The organism is Pantoea sp. X-Soil-OKNW-556, assembly GCF_059730695.1.
In genome coordinates this window covers 4,365,510-4,382,187 of record NZ_AP035990.1, presented here as the reverse complement: position 1 = coordinate 4,382,187, position 16,678 = coordinate 4,365,510, and the positions used below count along the sequence as shown (strand labels likewise).

Genomic DNA, 16,678 nt, shown 5'->3' with positions numbered 1-16,678 from the left:
TGCAGGCTGCTGTTAACGACGACCTTCAGCGATAGCGGTAACGGCTTGTAATTCAGCGGCTTCCTGCTCTTGCTGTTCCTGACGATCACGCACATCCAGAATCTGGTTGGTGATCAGACCTTCTTCGATTTCGCGCAGCGCGATAACGGTGGCTTTATCGTTTTCTTCCGGAACCAGCGGATCTTTGCCGCCTACCTGCATCTGACGTGCACGACGTGCAGCGACCAACACCAGGTCAAAACGGTTACCAATTTTTTCTACTGCGTCCTGAACGGTTACGCGTGCCATAGGTGTGCTACTCCACAGATGAAGAAATGACTGGGCATAATACTGAAAGTGAATTCAGACTGCCAATAGTTTGCTGATTAAAGCATCATGTCGCGATTTCTGGCGACTCATGCGCAGACGTTCTGCGCGAATAATGGTTTTCAGATCGGACAACGCCAGATCAAAATCATCATTCACAATTAAATAATCGTATTCGGCATAGTGGCTCATTTCCGCCACGGCCTGCGCCATACGGCGGGCAATCACCTCTTCGCTATCCTGGCCACGGCCGCGCAGACGGCGATCCAACTCTTCCGTTGAGGGTGGCAAAACAAAAATGCTGCGTGCGGCAGGCATTTTCTGGCGGATTTGCTGCGCACCTTGCCAGTCGATATCCAGAAAAACATCAACGCCGGTTGCCAATACACGTTCAATGGCCGCACGGGAGGTGCCGTAATAGTTGCCAAAGACTTCCGCATGCTCAAGGAAGGCATCCTCGGCAATCATGGCTTCGAATTCCGGTTTTGACACAAAAAAGTAATGTTCACCATGACTCTCACCGGGGCGCACGCCACGGGTGGTATGGGAAACAGACACTTGCGTATCGTATAACGGTTGTGTCTTCAACAGCGCCTGAATCAGACTGGATTTACCTGCGCCGCTGGGGGCAGAAACAATATAGAGCGTGCCTTGAGCCATGATTTTCTTGAATTGAGTAAAGAGCGGAGTCGATTTCCTGCACAGTATACACGGCTTACGCCCGCCACGCAGCGTTTGCCGCCGCGTCAGGCGCATTTCTTTTTTTGTGAGGCTGCTCCAGCCGTATTGTTCAGCGCTGCAACTCGTGAAAAAACGCGGGAACATAACATCCAGAATCCTTTTTCGCTGCTGGCTGCCAGATGCAGGGTGTTCTCCAATAGACAAAAAGGAGAACGAAGATGAAAGGATACATGGTTTTGTTGTTATGGCTCTTCAGCGCGGGCGTATTGGCCGAGAGGGTTTGTCCCAACTGGTCCCCGGTACGGGCTGGGCAGGAGATTACGCAGTTACAAACCCAACTCCGACACTGGGATGATGCCTATTACCGGCAGGGACAGAACCTGGTAAGCGATGCTGATTACGACAGCCTGCAACAACGTCTGCAACATTGGCAGCTGTGCTTCACGCCAGACATGGCGACTTACGCGGCACAACCCACAACAGACGGCACTGCGCAGCACCCGGTGGCACATACCGGCGTGCGCAAATTGCGTGACCAGCGGGCTGTCATGGAGTGGATGCAGGGTAAGTCAGATGTGTGGGTCCAGCCGAAGGTTGACGGTGTGGCCGTCACATTGATTTATCGTCAGGGGCGGTTGGCCTCTCTGGTCAGTCGTGGTGACGGCCTGCGCGGTGAAGAGTGGCGGGATAAGGCAGCCATGATCCCGGCTATCCCGCAGCAGATCAGCACCAATCAGAATGAGGTGGTGCTGCAAGGGGAATTATTTTTGCAGATGACCGATCATCAGCAGGCGCAGGATGGTGGCAGCAATGCCCGGGCACAGGTGGCGGGCGCGATGATGCGCCGTGATGCCACTCCGTTGTTGGCGCAACTGGGGGTGTTTATCTGGGCGTGGCCGGATGGTCCGGCGTCCATGTCAGAACGGCTGGCACAATTGTCGCGCTGGGGATTTGACCTGGCCGAACGCTGGAGCGAACGGGTCAATGATGAGGACGAGGTAGCAAGCTGGCGCGATCGCTGGTTTCAGGGAAAATTACCCTTTGCCACCGATGGTATTGTTATCCACCAATCGCCTGTTCGCATGGGGCGTGACTGGCAGCCCGGGCAGGGCAACTGGTCAGCTGCGTGGAAATATCAACCAGCGGAGATCAGCAGCGAAGTGCGTTCGGTGGAGTTCAATGTCGGACGAACCGGAAAAATCGCGGTGGTTTTGAATCTTATCCCGGTGCAGCTGGATGATAAAACCGTGCGCCGGGTCAATATTGGTTCGCTACGACGTTGGCGTGAGCTGGATGTGATTGCAGGCGATCAGGTGACATTGGTTCTCGCCGGATTGGGCATTCCGCGTGTTGAACGGGTTATCTGGCGTGTTGGACTGCGCGAATACCCCGACGCACCACAAAGCAGCGATTTTAATGAACTCAGTTGTCTGGCATTCAATGCACCGTGTCGGGCACAATTCCTGTCACGACTGAGCTGGCTCAGCGAAAAATCAGTGCTGGATATTAACGGTATACAACGCAGCACCTGGCAACGCTTGCTGGATAGCGGCACCATCACCCATCTGTTTTCCTGGCTGGAACTGACTCCCGAACAAATCGCTCAGGTGGCTGGGATATCACCGACGCGGGCGCAACAGATCTGGCGGCGGTTTAATCAGACCCGTCAGCAACCGCTACGCCGTTGGGTGATGGCGCTGGGCTTGCCGATACCGCGTGCCGCATTACAAGCCTTGCCTGACACTCAGTGGCAACAATTGCAGATGCGCACGACGGAGGGCTGGCAACAGCTACCGGGTATTGGCAGCACGCTGGCGCAACGGATTGTGACCATGCTGCACGATCATCAGGTGCAGCAACTCATCACGTTTTTACAGCAACAGGCGATCCCCGGCGGCGCATCAGTGATCGGGATGGGGATAGTTGAAAATCGGCAAGCCGAGGCGGAACCGTAGCGCCAGCAGGCGAGCGAAAAAGCCGAACAATAGGGTGACGATTACCACTACCTCATTGGCCAGCGATGTTTTCAACAGCAGGATATAGAGCCAGCCTGAGGCGAAGGCGACAGCGGCATACAATTCTTTCTGAAACACCAGCGGGATGCGATTGCAGAACATATCGCGCAGTACGCCGCCAAATACACCGGTGATGACTGCGCTAATCGCGGCGATAACTGCGGTATGGCCCCCATCCAGTGCCACCTGGGCACCTATTATGGAGAAAACCACCAGGCCCAACGCATCCAGCACCAGGAAGACTTTGCGCAGATGATTCATCAGCGGTGCTACCACCGTGGTGATTACCGCCGCCGCCGCAACAATCATGATGTATTCGGGATGCTTAACCCAACCCAGCGGATAATGGCCGAGTAGAATGTCACGTACCGATCCGCCACCAATCGCGGTAACGGAAGCGATAATAATGACGCCAAACAGATCCATTTTGCGTCTGCCTGCCGCCAGCGCACCAGTCATGGCCTCGGCGGTGATACCAATGATGTAGAGAACGGTTAACAGCATAGAGCACTCCAGATAATTGGCGGCAAGGCTAAAGACTTCCCAGAGTGTAGACCACTGAGATTTTCTAAAAAAGTGACATCGGATTAGTTGTTTTGATATTAGTGGCTTTATAAGGCCTGTTTTACGGGGGTGTGAGGATAGATGTTTCTTATTCGCATTATAAAAAATGATGTGAATGGTGTGTTCAGTATGCGCCAATCCGGCTTAACGCATGTGGACAGAAGGGGGTAGTTGCCGGCGTGGAAAAGAAAAAAGCGTGCTGGCAAGCAGCACGCGAACGCATCCTCTCAGATGCCCAGAGCCCACCATACAGACTTGTTTTTATTATCCGTTTCTTGCTCGCATACCGGCAAAGCTTTTCAGGCTAAAACGGTATTCAGGTTGGAACCATGAACGGCCGTAGTAGCAGTAGACCAGCATGCGAATTGAGACCATCGCCAGGTAACCCCAGATAGCACAGAGTACTGAAGGGGTCAGCCACACGGTGAACAAGGTCACACTCAGTCCAACCAGCACTGACAAGATTTCTGTAAATGCAATTCGAGTGAATTGTTTTTCTCGCTGCAATATGGCGCGGTAATGTTGCCCTTGCGGAACAATAATGAAAATCACCGAAATCATTTCCAGCATAATTGCCAGTTCGGGCTGATTCATTACTCGGCTAAAAAGATCGCTACCAATAAACATGACGGCGAAAATTAATAGCCCAAGCAACATGTTCCCCCAATAAAGAACGGAGAGATCGCTGATGCTTAAATTTTGGTTGCGAATAGCGGAGTTGCCAAATCCGCGATCGGCTAATGTGTCTATAACTAATAAACATGCAATGGCAACGGCAAGTAAATTTAACTCGTTTGCCTGTAATATTTGCGCCAGAAGTGAAAGCTGTAATACACCGATGCCAATGATTTTTATTGATGACAATATTGACCACTTGGTAGCGCCGGTCAGATTTCTTACACGTATCGTCATACTCTGCTCGTTATGGTACATGTACCAGTGCAATTTGAGGGTCGCCCGGGCGACAAGGCCAGAGCACATATTTCATCAGTGCAGCCAATCCTGGCGAAGCCCTGAAATACCTTTCAGTGATTGCCATGTAATGATGCATTCGATCAAATGATGTTCTGAATTTAAAAAGACGCCCCTGGTGTGCAATTGTTTTTGTGTCATAGCACTATCTCCTCCTGTCAGAAGAAAATCAGCCAGATCACGATAAAATCCATTTTGATAATTATATTCCCCAGCCAAAATCCTTCTGGCAATCTCAACGAATTCTCTTTCTGACAATAAAGGATAGGTTGAGCGGTCCATGTTATTTACCCTGCCATTGTTATTATTAAGTACTGCTGTGTGTAAGGGAGTTATACCGTGTTTTATTTGAATTAACACCATGAGAAAACTCCTATAAATGACACTCAATAATAAATGGTTTTGGTTTTTTCATCTGAAAATATAATGAGAAGGGTAAGGGATCTATTAGTCTTTTACGTTATTGTCAGAGAGGGTAAATAACGTTTTTCAGCCCGGATAAAAAAAACGTCAGAAAATCAGTGGACCTGAAGTGAGAGATGACTTCCGTACCAGGAATTTTCCTGGTACGGAAGCGTTAGCCAAACTGGTGGTTACAATGAAAAACGGCCACAAAATGTGCAAAACAGTTAAAGGCTTTGGTGAAGAAAAATTGTTTGTCAGTGCCGATTACTGCCAGAGAATAGCTGAGTAAGAAAGTTTTTATAATTCATTGATTCTAATGGGTTAAAAGGTGTAGAAGGTTATCCAGATCACGTTTTACCCATGCAACGTCTTGGGCAAATTTCTCATCAGACATTAGTGGCTGACGGTAAACGACTATCACCACCTCGGCACCTTGTTCGTTCGCAATCACCCGCATCGGCATGTAGATCTCCTTACCGATGCCGGTATCGATCCAGTGATCCATTACGCCAAATGGATTGTGCGGCGTGAAACGAATCTTTACCGTGCCTTCAGGTCCTTTGGCTTTCCAGATATTCCCTTCCTGCGTTAGCGTGCTGCTACTTAGCCCGCTTGCCCATTTTGCGAAACACTCGGGTTTCCAGATGGTTTCATATAAATCTAACCAGTTACGTGGAATGGTCAGAGTCACTGTCTGAGATGGCAGCATGGGACCTCCTGTTGGGCGGATAAAGAGGCATTAAAGCACGCGGTCACCGGGCTGGAAACGGCCCGGTGCCGGAAGTGTGGCGCAGAAGAGGTTTCCAGAAAAAGCCTCGTGGTCAGATGAACTTGCCCCGTCCCTCTATGTTGAGCACTTCAGCCAAACCGTCGGCATGGCGCAACACAAAGCGGTCGGACTGTGCCACAACCGCACAACTGTGGTTGGGGAAGATACGCAGTAGCGCCCCCACAGCGGGAGCCTGATGGCTAAATTGCAGGAAGCCGTGTTCCTCGGATAATTTCACCACCTCAAATTGATTCCCTTGCTCATCCACGGCAATGCCGAAACCGCTGGCATTGGTGCCGTGGGGGCCTTTATCGGAGCTGAGCATTTTGGAGCCCGCATCGATAATGGCGTAATGCGTATTCACCGCCACCACGCGCGTGACCACACTTAACGCCAGCGCGTCTGGCGTACATAAGCCTAAACGCCAGGCCGTCAGATCAAGTAACGCGTAATTACCGGGACGAATTTCATTGCTGCCTTCCGCAACCGGGGCCGCCAGTGCCGTGGGGGTTGAGCCGACAGAGATTGGGCAAGGCGTAAATCCCGCAGACATCAGGCGTTGCTGAACACCACGCATCAGTGCGATTTCCTGACGGGCAACCTCGCAGATGGCGGCGGGATGACCGGCACCATAAGCCTGGCCGGCATGAGAAACCAGCCCGGCAAAAGGAAGTCCGGCGGCATTGATAGCTTCAGCCAGCGTCAGCGCAGCATCACTTTCAGGATCGACCCCCACCCGATGCAGCCCAACATCCACCTTGATGGCAACCGCCAGCTCCGCTGTCGGCTGTTGCTGATGCGCTGTTGCTAACGCAGACACGCCATTCAGGGAGTCAGCAATGCAGGTAATACGGGCATGGTTTTCTGCGGCGACCTGAAGTAATTCGGTCAACGTATCGGCCAGCACCACCGGATAAGCCAGTAGCAGGTCACGCTCGCCCCCTAAAATAAAGGCGACACCTTCGCTCGGTTTTGACACCGTAACACCACGCGCGCCAAGCGCTCGTTGTTGCCGGGCTATCCAGACGCTTTTATGGGTTTTGATATGAGGACGCAGAGCAACGCCAGCCGCATCGGCTTTTTGTTGCATCTGCTGAAGATTGCGTTGCAGGCGAGCTGCATCAATCTCCATAAAAGGGGTAAGTCGGTCAGCAATAAGAGGCCGGAGCCAGCCAGCCTCAATATCTTGTTCCATCATGATTATCCGCAGGTTGAGCCAATGAGCGAACCATCATTCACCAACCTGCGGCAGAATACCAGCCATCCGCTTAACTGTGGGGCGTAGCATCCCCGTTATGGAATCCACCACCTAAATCTTCAATCAACACCACCGCCAGATTGATCTGCTGGGCTTTAAGCGCCACCAGTTTCTGGTCGGATTCGATTAACTGATTCTGGATGGTCAATACGTCCAGATATGGACGCAGGCCCGCTGCATATTCGCGGTTCAGGTCATCCCAGGCACTGTGAATCAGCTGGTTGGCACTTTCCTGCTGTGCCAGTTGATCCTGAATGGACTGCAACTGGGTGATGGTATCGCTGACATTACCCAGCGAACTAATCAGCAATTTGTTGTATTGCGCCACCGCCAGATCCCAGTTGGCATCACTTTCAGCTAAATCGGCACGGCGCTTACCGGCATCAAAAATTGGCAGCGACAGGCTTGGCCCAACATTAAAGAAGCGGCTCGGCGCGCCAAACAAAGCGTCACCCAGCAGTGAGCGTGTACCGGCTTCCGCCACCAGGTTGATATTGGGATAGAACTCGGTTTTGGTCGCGGCGATGTCTTTCGCTGCCGCTTCTACTCGCCAACGTGCGGCGACTACATCCGGGCGGCGACCCAGCAGATCGGCTGGAATATTGCCTGGCAGCAGTGCAGCGGTGGGTACGTTCAGTTTCGCTGGCTTCAGGTTATGCCAGTAATCCGGGCCTTTGCCGACCAGCGTCGAAAGTTGAATACCGGCGTCGGTGACGTCCTGTTTTGCTTCCGTAAGCGAGGCTTCAGCGGTTTTTTGCTGCGATAACGCCTGCTTGTATTGATAGTCAGACGTGAGTCCGGCGGAAACATATTGCTGCTGAATTTTGGCGATGCCATTGGCACGATCGGCGGCCTGTTTTGCCAGATCGGCATTGGTCCACGCCAGATTAAGGTTGTTCCATGCACGCGTGACGTTAGCGGCCAGGGTTAACTGGCTGGCCTGGCGATCCAGTTCGCTGGCGCGCGCCTGGCCGAGTGCTGCTTCGGCTGCATCTTTCTTCCCACCCCATAAATCAAAGGTGTAGCTCAGACCTACGTTGGCGGTACGCAGCGTACTGTAGGTTTTGCCCTCTAGCAGCGGGTCGTCCACTTTTGCTACCCGTGAGCGGGTAATCCCGGCGTTAAGATCGACATCCGGATAACGTTCAGCGTTGGCGGCGATAACCTGTGAATTGGCTTTGTCGGCCTGGGCGTTTACTACTTGCAGGTCTGGGCTGGAGGCCATGGCATCGTTAATCAGATGATTAAGCTGAGCATCGTCAAAACTTTGCCACCATTGCGTTTTCGGCCAGTTAGCGGTGCTGAAGTGGGCATTTTTCAGCGTGTCCTGTGCCTGCAATGTATTGGCATCAAGCATATGGTTGCTGGTATGTAAGCCGTGAGGATTGGCGCAACCGGCCAGCAGCGCGCTGGCAACCGCAATTGCGAGCATCGCTCGCCGGGGTGAAGTCAAAAGCAGAGTCATAAGTTTGGTCAGGAAAAGGAAATGGCGACCATTACAAAAGGCTGTGCAAATTTTGACAAACCTGTTTTTCGTTAAGAATGGTTGTGAAATGTTTTTTGGCGGGTCAGGCAGCAGGCCGGAGCCTGCTGCATCAGGTCAGACGTAGAGCGACGCTTCACCTGGCGGGCGGGTTTTAAAGCGGCGATGCAGCCAGAGATATTGCTCAGGTGCACGCAGGATTTCACGCTCGATCACTTTGTTCATGTAAGCGGCCGCAGCGGATTCATCATCATGTGGGTAGTTTTCCAACTCCGGCTGGATGATCAACTGATAGCCGTTTTTCTGCGGATTACGAATCAGCACGATAGTCAGCATCGCCGGGCGAGCCAGACGTGATAACACAAAAGTCCCGTTGGTCGTTGCCGCTTTCTCAACGGCAAACAGCGGCGCAAAGACACTGCCTTTCGGGCCGTAGTCCTGGTCTGGAGCGAACCAAACGGCTTCGCCCTGTTTCAGCGCTTGCACCATGCCACGCAGGTCACGCCGGTCAATCATGGCTTTGTTGGAACGCATACGGCCTTTGGTTTGCGCCCACTCCATCGCCTGATTGTTATGTTTGCGATACATCGCCATCATTGGCTGGCACAGCCCGGTGATGCGGCCGCCCAATTCCAATGACATAAAATGCACGCCAATTACCATCACGCCTCGTTTATGGTCTTGGGCGGTTTTCAGGTTGGCCATACCACTCACCTGAAACAACTGGCGCACCCGACGATCCGACCAGAACCAGGCAATGCCCGTTTCCGCCAGCGCCATGCCCAGGGAGGCAAAGTTGCCCGCGATCATCTGCTCTTTCTCTTCATCACTGATGTGAGGAAAGCAGAGTTCAATATTACGACGCGTAATGCGCTCGCGGCGTTTCAGGAAGCGGCGTGACAGTTTGCCAGCACCGGCCCCGAGACGGATAAGGATGGGGTAAGGAAGTTGTACCAGTAGCCATAACACGCCCAACCCAAACCAGGTAAACCAGTAGCGAGGGTGGAGGAGTTGAGAGCAGAACTGCCCGGTTTTTTTCATAACACCTTCATGTGATCAGTGAATGTATCGCACATAGAAGCAGGTCCAGGTGTTCAGGGCGCGGTACAGCAGTCTTAATTTCGACCAGCAGATTAGCAAATAGTGCCGTTAAAGAAACCTAATCTCCGCAATCTTTAAGATTGAATGGATTCATTGAACGGGGAATTATCAAGAAGAATTGTCTTGATAACGGACAGATATATCTTGATTAACAATAGATTATAAGCGGATTGGGAGGCATTTAACACTGTCGAAGTGGTTAAGGGGTGTCCCAAACAGACATGGCTGGGTACGAATCTTTACGCATTATTTACGTTGCGCGTTGAAAAAAATCGACTAGCGAACAGGAACTATACTGATTTGTTGTACTGCCCCCCGGCAGAAATGGGGGGCAGTACAGATGTTACTCAATATTCTGAATCTGCTCGCGCATCTGCTCAATCAACACTTTCAGCTCAATTGCTGACGCGGTGATGTCGGCGTTAATCGATTTCGATGCCAGGGTGTTCGACTCACGGTTGAACTCCTGCATCATAAAATCGAGGCGACGACCGACCGCTTCTTTCTTCTTCAGAATGTTGAAAGTTTCTTTTACATGCGCGTCCAGGCGGTCCAGTTCTTCGGCGACATCAATACGCTGCGCCATCATCACCAGTTCCTGCTCCAGACGATTGTTTTCTAACTGGACTTCGGCTTCTTCCAGTTTGGTCACCAGACGTTCGCGCTGCCACTTCAATACTTCAGGCATCTGCACACGAACTTTGCTGACCTCCTGGGTTACGCCATCAAGGCGCTGTTCAATCAGGGTTTTCAGAGCTGCACCTTCGGTTTCGCGCGCGGTGATAAAGTCATCGAGTGCACCATCCAGCGCGGCCAGCAGTTCGGCATTAATGGCGTCGAGATCCTGCTCTTTTGCTGACATCACACCCGGCCAGCGCAGAATATCCAGTGGATTGATCGCACCTTCATCGCTCTGCATTTTCACCCAGTTGGCCGCCTGGACCAGCTGTTTTGCCAGCGATTCGTTGAGAATCAGTTCGCCCTGCGCGCCCGGATCGGCATCAAAACGCAAGTTGCACTCAATTTTGCCGCGTGTCAGTCGGTTGCGAATACGCTCGCGAATGACGGGTTCCAGGCTGCGGAACTGCTCTGGCAGGCGGATGTAGGTTTCCAGGTAGCGCTGGTTAACGGAGCGGAGTTCCCAGGCGGCGCTGCCCCAGTGGCCTTTGGCTTCGCGACGTGCGTAAGCGGTCATACTGCGGATCATAAGCGATACTCGTGTGAAGAAAATTTAGTGAATTATAGCGAGCTACGCTATGGCATGACAGGTAAAAGCCTGAAATATGGGCAGCTAAGCACTGGCCTTTTCAAACCAGACACCTATGATAGCGACGGGCATTCAGTTCAGGGAAATCTGTATGGCAACAAAATTTATCGCATCTTTCGCATTGGCATTGCTGCTGGCAGGCTGTCAGACGCATCCCACTACCATCACCCAGTCTGCGCCAACCAGCACGCCGACGCCGGTGTGTGCCGGTGGGGATATGATGATGCAAACCACGTTGTGGTTTGGCATGAGTAAACCGCAGGGCGGCACGGTGACTGAGCAGGAGTGGCAGCATTTTGTCGATAGCGATGTTACGCCGCGCTTCAAAGATGGCTTGTCGGTGTATGACGCCAAAGGGCAGTGGCTGGGGGAGAATGGCAAACTGGCGCGTGAAAACAGCAAAGCGCTGATGCTAATTCATTCGCCAGATCGTGCCAGCTCAGACAACATCAACGCATTGCGTGATATCTACAAGAAACGCTTCAGCCAGGAATCGGTAATGCGGGTTGATGGTCTGGTGTGCGTGGGTTTTTAAAATAGTTTCCGTAGCGGCGCGATTTATCGCGCAGGTTTTTCTGGCAGCGCGCGATAAATCGCGCCGCTACGAATTCGTATCAGATAAACAATCCGGCAAACGCCGCAGACAGCAAACTGACCAGCGTTGATCCGTACACCAGTTTCCAGCCGAAGCGCGATACCACGTTACCCTGCGCTTCGTTCAGCCCTTTAATCGCTCCGGCGACGATGCCGATCGAGGCGAAGTTGGCGAACGACACCAGGAATACCGACAAAATCCCCAGACCGCGCGGCGTCATTTCGGCAGCCACTTTTTTCAGCTCGATCATTGCCACAAATTCATTGGCAACCAGTTTTGTCGCCATGATGCTGGCCGCCTGTAACGCATCCGCAGAGGGAATGCCGACCAACCAGGCGAACGGATAAAATACGTACCCCAGTAATTGCTGGAAACTGTAGCCGAACACGGCAGCAAACAGCGCGTTCACGGCGGCAATCAGCGCGATAAAACCAATCAGCATCGCCAGAATAATCATCGCTACTTTGAACCCGGCGAGAATGTATTCCCCCAGCATTTCAAAAAAGCTCTGATCCTCATGCAGCTTATCGAGCGCGATATGTTCTTCATCCTGTGCGCGCGTCGGGTTGATGATCGACAGGATAATAAAGGTGCTGAACATATTGAGCAGCAGCGCAGCGACCACGTATTTCGCTTCAATCATCGTCATATAAGCGCCAACGATGGAGAGAGATACCGTGGACATCGCCGTTGCCGCCATGGTGTAGAGGCGCGGCGCGGAGATATCACCCAGAATACCTTTGTAGGCGATGAAGTTTTCCGATTGCCCAAGAATCAGGGTGCTGACCGCGTTAAACGACTCCAGTTTGCCCATGCCGTTAACTTTTGACAGCAGGGTGCCGACCAGACGGATCAACAACGGCAGAATTCGCCAATGCTGCAAAATACCGATTAGTGCAGAGATAAAAACAATCGGGCAGAGCACGCCGAGGAAAATAAACGCCAGGCCCTGTTTACTCATGCCGCCGAAGACAAAATCGCTGCCCTGAGCTGCGAAGGTCAGCAGCGTTTCGAAGAAACCACCCACAGAACTCACCACCGCCAGGCCGCTGGCGGAGTGCAGGAAAAACCAGCCGAGTGCGGCTTCTACCAGCAGCAATTGCAGAATAAAACGTGGACGAATCTGTTTACGGTCGTGGCTGACCAGAAGCGCAAGGGCAAAGATCACCACCAGCGCCAGCAGGAAATGGAGTATCGCTGTCATCATTTATCTTTTTAAGTGGGAAAACGCGCATTTAGCCACAGAGCGAGCGGAATTTCATCTGCGATTGTGCCGCCTCAGGACAGGACAGGCGCAGAGGAAGTCCGTATAATGCGCAGCCAAACCTAAGCAAGCCGGAGAGAAACCATGCGTCCAGCAGGCCGACACGCCAATCAAGTGCGTCCCGTCACCCTCACTCGTCACTACACCAAACATGCCGAAGGCTCGGTCCTTGTTGAGTTCGGTGAAACCAAAGTGCTGTGCACTGCCACCGTTGACGAAGGCGTACCGCGTTTCCTCAAAGGCCAGGGGCAAGGCTGGGTCACCGCCGAGTACGGCATGTTGCCGCGTTCTACGCACAGCCGTATGGCGCGTGAAGCGGCTAAAGGCAAACAGGGTGGCCGCACGCTGGAGATTCAGCGCCTGATCGCTCGCTCGCTGCGCGCCGCAGTCGATTTGCAGGCGCTGGGTGAATACACCATCACGCTGGATTGTGACGTGATTCAGGCTGATGGTGGCACGCGCACCGCGTCCATCACCGGGGCCTGTGTAGCACTGGCTGATGCTCTCAACAAGCTGGTGGCGGATGGCAAATTGAAATCCAGTCCGTTGAAAGGCATGGTCGCCGCCATTTCTGTCGGTATCGTTGAAGGCGAAGCGCGTTGCGATCTTGAATATGTGGAAGATTCTGCCGCAGAAACCGATATGAACGTGGTGATGCTGGAAGATGGCCGCATGATTGAAGTGCAGGGCACGGCAGAAGGTGAACCGTTCAGCCATGACGAGTTGCTGCAACTGTTGGCGCTGGCGCGCGGCGGGATTGAGCAATTAATTGTGGCGCAGAAAGCGGCGTTAGCAGATTGATGTAACAGGCGACCAGAGAGTCGCCTTTTCTTTATTTGAGGAGTGAGAAATGAAAGCCTGGCAGCGTCAGTTTATTGAGTTCGCCCTGAACAAAGGGGTATTGAAGTTTGGTGAGTTCACCCTGAAATCCGGGCGCAAAAGCCCTTATTTCTTCAATGCTGGTCTGTTTAATACCGGGCGTGATCTGGCGTTGTTAGGTCGTTTTTACGCGCAGGCCCTGGTGGATGGCGGTGTTGATTTTGACCTGCTGTTTGGTCCGGCTTACAAAGGCATTCCGATCGCCACCACCACTGCGGTAGCACTGGCCGATCATCATGACCGTGACGTGCCTTACTGCTTCAACCGTAAAGAAGCCAAAGATCACGGCGAAGGTGGCCTGCTGGTTGGCAGCCCGCTCCAGGGCAAAGTGATGCTGGTGGATGATGTGATCACCGCAGGTACGGCGATTCGCGAATCAATGGACATCATCAACGCCCATAACGCCACTCTGGCGGGCGTGCTGATTTCTCTCGATCGTCAGGAGCGTGGTCGTAGTGACATCTCGGCGATTCAGGAAGTGGAGCGCGATTACCGCTGTAAAGTCACGGCAATCATTACTCTGGCGGAATTGATTGATTATCTGGAAGAGAAGCCGGAGATGGCAGACCATCTGGCGAAAGTGCGCGCGTATCGTAAAGAGTACGGGATTTAATCATCCGTTGCGGCGCGATTTATCGCGCCGCGACAGTTAAACCAGTTGTGCCGCCAACAATGGCCAGCGGGTATCGAAATCCGCGGTGGGACGATAGCGGAATTCAGAACGGACATAGCGCGACAGCAACCCTTCGCAGAACGCCAATAGCTGGCTGGCGAGCAGGGTTTCATCGGTCTGGAAGCCTTCACCATCACGCATCTTCTTCTCTTTCATCACCTGGCGTAGCTGCACTTCAATGCGCTCAAACAGCTGATTGATGCGTCCTTGCAGGCGGTCCTGCTCAAACATCAATGCGTGGCCGGTCAGAATACGCGTCAGTCCCGGATTACGCTCACCAAATCCCAGAAGCAATTGCACGATAAGACGCAGGCGCGCCACCGTCTCTTTTTCATCTTTCAGGATTAGATTGATGCGCGTAATCAGGCTGTCTTCGATAAACTCGATCAGGCTGTCAAACATGCGTGTTTTGCTGGGAAAGTGACGATAGAGTGCCGCTTCAGAAACACCTACACTGGCCGCCAGTTTCGCGGTGGTGATGCGTTGGCTGCCATCGCTCGACTCCAGCATTTGCGCCAGTGCCTGCAAAATTTCTTCGCGACGGTTGCGCTTCGCGACCTTTTTTTCTGCCATGACCTTCAAGACCCCTGAAATTCACCATAAACAGGCAACACTCACGCGTCTGCCCTGTGTTCAATGCGCACAGAGCAGAAAAGAAGCAAGGGCAGAGGCGTAAGCGAAAAGCGCGTGTTACTGACGGCCAGAGTGACCGAAGCCGCCCGCGCCACGCACGCTGGCGTCAAAATCTTCCACCAGATTAAACTCGGCTTGCACCACAGGTACAAAGACCAGCTGTGCCAGACGGTCACCTGGGTTCAGCGTGAAGCTATCCTGCCCACGATTCCAGACAGAAACCATCAGCTGACCCTGATAATCGGAGTCGATCAAACCCACCAGGTTACCCAGCACGATGCCGTGCTTATGGCCAAGACCGGAGCGAGGCAGAATGACGGCCGCGAGGCTGGGATCGCCAATATGAATCGCCAGGCCAGTCGGCACCAGCACGGTGCTGCCTGGGGTGATTTCCAGTGCCTCATCCAGACAGGCGCGTAAATCCAGTCCGGCTGAACCCGAGGTTGCATAAGTCGGCAGCGGGAACTCAGTTCCTACGCGCGCATCAAGAATTTTAACGTCGATTTTTTTCATCATAACGGCTGACAATCTCGTCTAATAATTGTTGGCCAAGGAGCGTCTTATCACTGAGCGGTAAGACTTTTTCTCCTTCCTGCCAAAAAAGGTGAAGAGCATTGGTGTCGCTATTGAACCCCTGGCCCGCTTTTGCCACATCATTGGCGCAAATCAGGTCGAGATTTTTACGTACCCGTTTTTGCCGCGCGTATTCTTCCACATTCCGGGTTTCGGCGGCAAACCCGACGACATAGGGACGGCCCTCTTTGAGTGCCGCCACCCCCGCCACGATGTCGGGATTCTTCACCAGTTGCAGTGTGACATTATCATCGCCACCCTGTTTTTTGATTTTCTCTGCGGCAATATTTGCCGCCCGGTAGTCTGCCACGGCTGCGCTGGCAATGAAAATATGTTGTTGGCTGATTTGCGCCATCACTGCCGCTTCCATCTCCTGAGCACTCGTGACATCCACGCGTTGCACCCATGCGGGTGTGGGCAACGTGACCGGACCGGCAACCAACGTCACTTTCGCCCCGCGTCTGGCGGCGGCGGCGGCAATGGCAAACCCCATTTTACCTGAGCTGTGATTGGTGATGTAACGTACCGGGTCGAGAGCCTCACGGGTCGGTCCGGCGGTGATCATAATGTTGAGATGTTGCAGATCGTTGACGGGTGAGGCCCATTCCAGCGCATAAGCTACAATCGCCAGCGGATCGAGCATCCGTCCCGGTCCGATATCGCCACAGGCCTGGCTGCCGCTGTCTGGTCCCCAAATCAACACACCACGCGCATGCAGGCGTTGCAGGTTCTCCTGCGTAATGGCAGCACGATACATTTGCTGATTCATGGCAGGCACGATGGCAATCGGGGCCGCGGTTGCCAGACAGGTTGTGGTCACCAGATCGTTCGCCATGCCAGCGGTGACGCGGGCAATCAGGTCAGCGGTAGCCGGTGCCAGCAAAATCAGGTCTGCCCATTTCGCCAGCTCAATGTGGCCCATTGCGGCTTCGGCTGCCGGGTCAAGCAGATCGTCAAATACCGGATACCCCGATACGGCCTGGAGGCTGAGGGGCGTAATAAACGCTTTGGCCGCTTCGGTCATCATCACACGCACATCGGCACCGCGATCGCGCAATCGTCTTACCAGTTCCGGTGCTTTATAGGCTGCAATGCCGCCACTTACGCCCAGCAGAACTTTTTTTCCGGCTAATCCCGTCATTTTCAATCGCCTCGGTTCAACGCAGATTGCCGCGCCAGGCGCGGCAGATAACGCAACTTTACCACAAAAACCACTCGCGCCATTTTCACGGGTTGCGAC

Annotated in this window: 18 protein-coding genes; 4 read left to right on the top strand and 14 right to left on the bottom strand. The window is 53.1% G+C overall.

From position 1 onward, the window contains the following. Positions 1–12: 12 nt before the first annotated feature. Entirely contained in the window at positions 13–288 is a 276-nt protein-coding gene (rpoZ, locus tag AC6I8T_RS20460; protein WP_013511051.1) for a DNA-directed RNA polymerase subunit omega, read from the bottom strand. Positions 289–342: 54 nt separating this feature from the next. After that, on the bottom strand, positions 343–966 hold the full coding sequence (gene gmk, locus AC6I8T_RS20455; protein WP_036627742.1) for a guanylate kinase: 624 nt from the start codon (positions 964–966) through the stop codon (positions 343–345). 239 nt (positions 967–1,205) lie between these two features. Here gmk and ligB point away from each other — a divergent pair, with 239 nt between their 5' ends. Further along, positions 1,206–2,942 carry an NAD-dependent DNA ligase LigB gene (ligB, locus tag AC6I8T_RS20450; protein WP_208724432.1) on the top strand — a complete coding sequence of 579 codons (1,737 nt, stop codon included), beginning with the start codon at positions 1,206–1,208 and terminating at the stop codon, positions 2,940–2,942. On the opposite strand, the gene AC6I8T_RS20445 is transcribed toward ligB, so the two are convergent. The 8 genes from AC6I8T_RS20445 to AC6I8T_RS20410 all read right to left on the bottom strand — a co-directional run bounded on the left by AC6I8T_RS20445 (position 2,889) and on the right by AC6I8T_RS20410 (position 10,761). Beyond that, positions 2,889–3,506, bottom strand: coding sequence for a trimeric intracellular cation channel family protein (locus AC6I8T_RS20445; RefSeq protein WP_013511048.1), 618 nt, complete (start codon positions 3,504–3,506; stop codon positions 2,889–2,891). The two genes, ligB and AC6I8T_RS20445, sit on opposite strands and share 54 nt — an antisense overlap. Positions 3,507–3,830: 324 nt before the next feature. Then, complete coding sequence (locus tag AC6I8T_RS20440; RefSeq protein WP_497834269.1) at positions 3,831–4,478, bottom strand: oligosaccharide flippase family protein; 648 nt, start codon at positions 4,476–4,478, stop codon at positions 3,831–3,833. A 75-nt stretch (positions 4,479–4,553) separates the two neighbouring features. Continuing rightward, the gene (locus tag AC6I8T_RS20435) at positions 4,554–4,901 is read right to left on the bottom strand and encodes a hypothetical protein (protein ID WP_235056630.1); all 348 of its coding nucleotides are present in this window, start codon (positions 4,899–4,901) and stop codon (positions 4,554–4,556) included. Between the two features lie 355 nt (positions 4,902–5,256). After that, the gene (locus AC6I8T_RS20430) at positions 5,257–5,652 is read right to left on the bottom strand and encodes a polyketide cyclase (protein WP_208724430.1); all 396 of its coding nucleotides are present in this window, start codon (positions 5,650–5,652) and stop codon (positions 5,257–5,259) included. Positions 5,653–5,764: 112 nt separating this feature from the next. Next, positions 5,765–6,910 (bottom strand): alanine racemase, encoded by a 1,146-nt coding sequence (locus tag AC6I8T_RS20425; RefSeq protein ID WP_437180267.1) that lies wholly within the window; start codon positions 6,908–6,910, stop codon positions 5,765–5,767. A 70-nt stretch (positions 6,911–6,980) separates the two neighbouring features. Beyond that, positions 6,981–8,402, bottom strand: a complete 1,422-nt coding sequence (locus AC6I8T_RS20420) for an efflux transporter outer membrane subunit (protein ID WP_497834268.1) — start codon at positions 8,400–8,402, stop codon at positions 6,981–6,983. Positions 8,403–8,570: 168 nt separating this feature from the next. After that, a complete protein-coding gene (lpxP, locus tag AC6I8T_RS20415) occupies positions 8,571–9,494 on the bottom strand; it encodes a kdo(2)-lipid IV(A) palmitoleoyltransferase (RefSeq protein ID WP_208724428.1) in 924 nt (307 codons plus the stop codon). Positions 9,495–9,897: 403 nt separating this feature from the next. Beyond that, entirely contained in the window at positions 9,898–10,761 is an 864-nt protein-coding gene (locus tag AC6I8T_RS20410) for a YicC/YloC family endoribonuclease (RefSeq protein ID WP_208724427.1), read from the bottom strand. Between the two features lie 151 nt (positions 10,762–10,912). Here AC6I8T_RS20410 and AC6I8T_RS20405 point away from each other — a divergent pair, with 151 nt between their 5' ends. Continuing rightward, positions 10,913–11,356, top strand: a complete 444-nt coding sequence (locus AC6I8T_RS20405; RefSeq protein WP_021186095.1) for a DUF3574 domain-containing protein — start codon at positions 10,913–10,915, stop codon at positions 11,354–11,356. Positions 11,357–11,435: 79 nt separating this feature from the next. Here AC6I8T_RS20405 and AC6I8T_RS20400 read toward each other — a convergent pair whose 3' ends face one another. Beyond that, on the bottom strand, positions 11,436–12,620 hold the full coding sequence (locus AC6I8T_RS20400) for a NupC/NupG family nucleoside CNT transporter (protein WP_036627752.1): 1,185 nt from the start codon (positions 12,618–12,620) through the stop codon (positions 11,436–11,438). Between the two features lie 144 nt (positions 12,621–12,764). Between AC6I8T_RS20400 and rph the strand changes: the two genes are divergently transcribed. Beyond that, positions 12,765–13,481 carry a ribonuclease PH gene (gene rph, locus AC6I8T_RS20395; RefSeq protein ID WP_021186097.1) on the top strand — a complete coding sequence of 239 codons (717 nt, stop codon included), beginning with the start codon at positions 12,765–12,767 and terminating at the stop codon, positions 13,479–13,481. A 49-nt stretch (positions 13,482–13,530) separates the two neighbouring features. Then, a complete protein-coding gene (gene pyrE, locus AC6I8T_RS20390) occupies positions 13,531–14,172 on the top strand; it encodes an orotate phosphoribosyltransferase (protein ID WP_021186098.1) in 642 nt (213 codons plus the stop codon). Between the two features lie 36 nt (positions 14,173–14,208). Here pyrE and slmA read toward each other — a convergent pair whose 3' ends face one another. The 3 genes from slmA to coaBC all read right to left on the bottom strand — a co-directional run bounded on the left by slmA (position 14,209) and on the right by coaBC (position 16,579). Next, the gene (slmA, locus tag AC6I8T_RS20385) at positions 14,209–14,805 is read right to left on the bottom strand and encodes a nucleoid occlusion factor SlmA (protein ID WP_021186099.1); all 597 of its coding nucleotides are present in this window, start codon (positions 14,803–14,805) and stop codon (positions 14,209–14,211) included. A 117-nt stretch (positions 14,806–14,922) separates the two neighbouring features. Then, the gene (gene dut, locus AC6I8T_RS20380) at positions 14,923–15,381 is read right to left on the bottom strand and encodes a dUTP diphosphatase (RefSeq protein ID WP_013511034.1); all 459 of its coding nucleotides are present in this window, start codon (positions 15,379–15,381) and stop codon (positions 14,923–14,925) included. Beyond that, complete coding sequence (coaBC, locus tag AC6I8T_RS20375; protein WP_497834267.1) at positions 15,359–16,579, bottom strand: bifunctional phosphopantothenoylcysteine decarboxylase/phosphopantothenate--cysteine ligase CoaBC; 1,221 nt, start codon at positions 16,577–16,579, stop codon at positions 15,359–15,361. The genes dut and coaBC overlap by 23 nt, the downstream gene beginning before the upstream one ends. Positions 16,580–16,678: the final 99 nt, after the last annotated feature.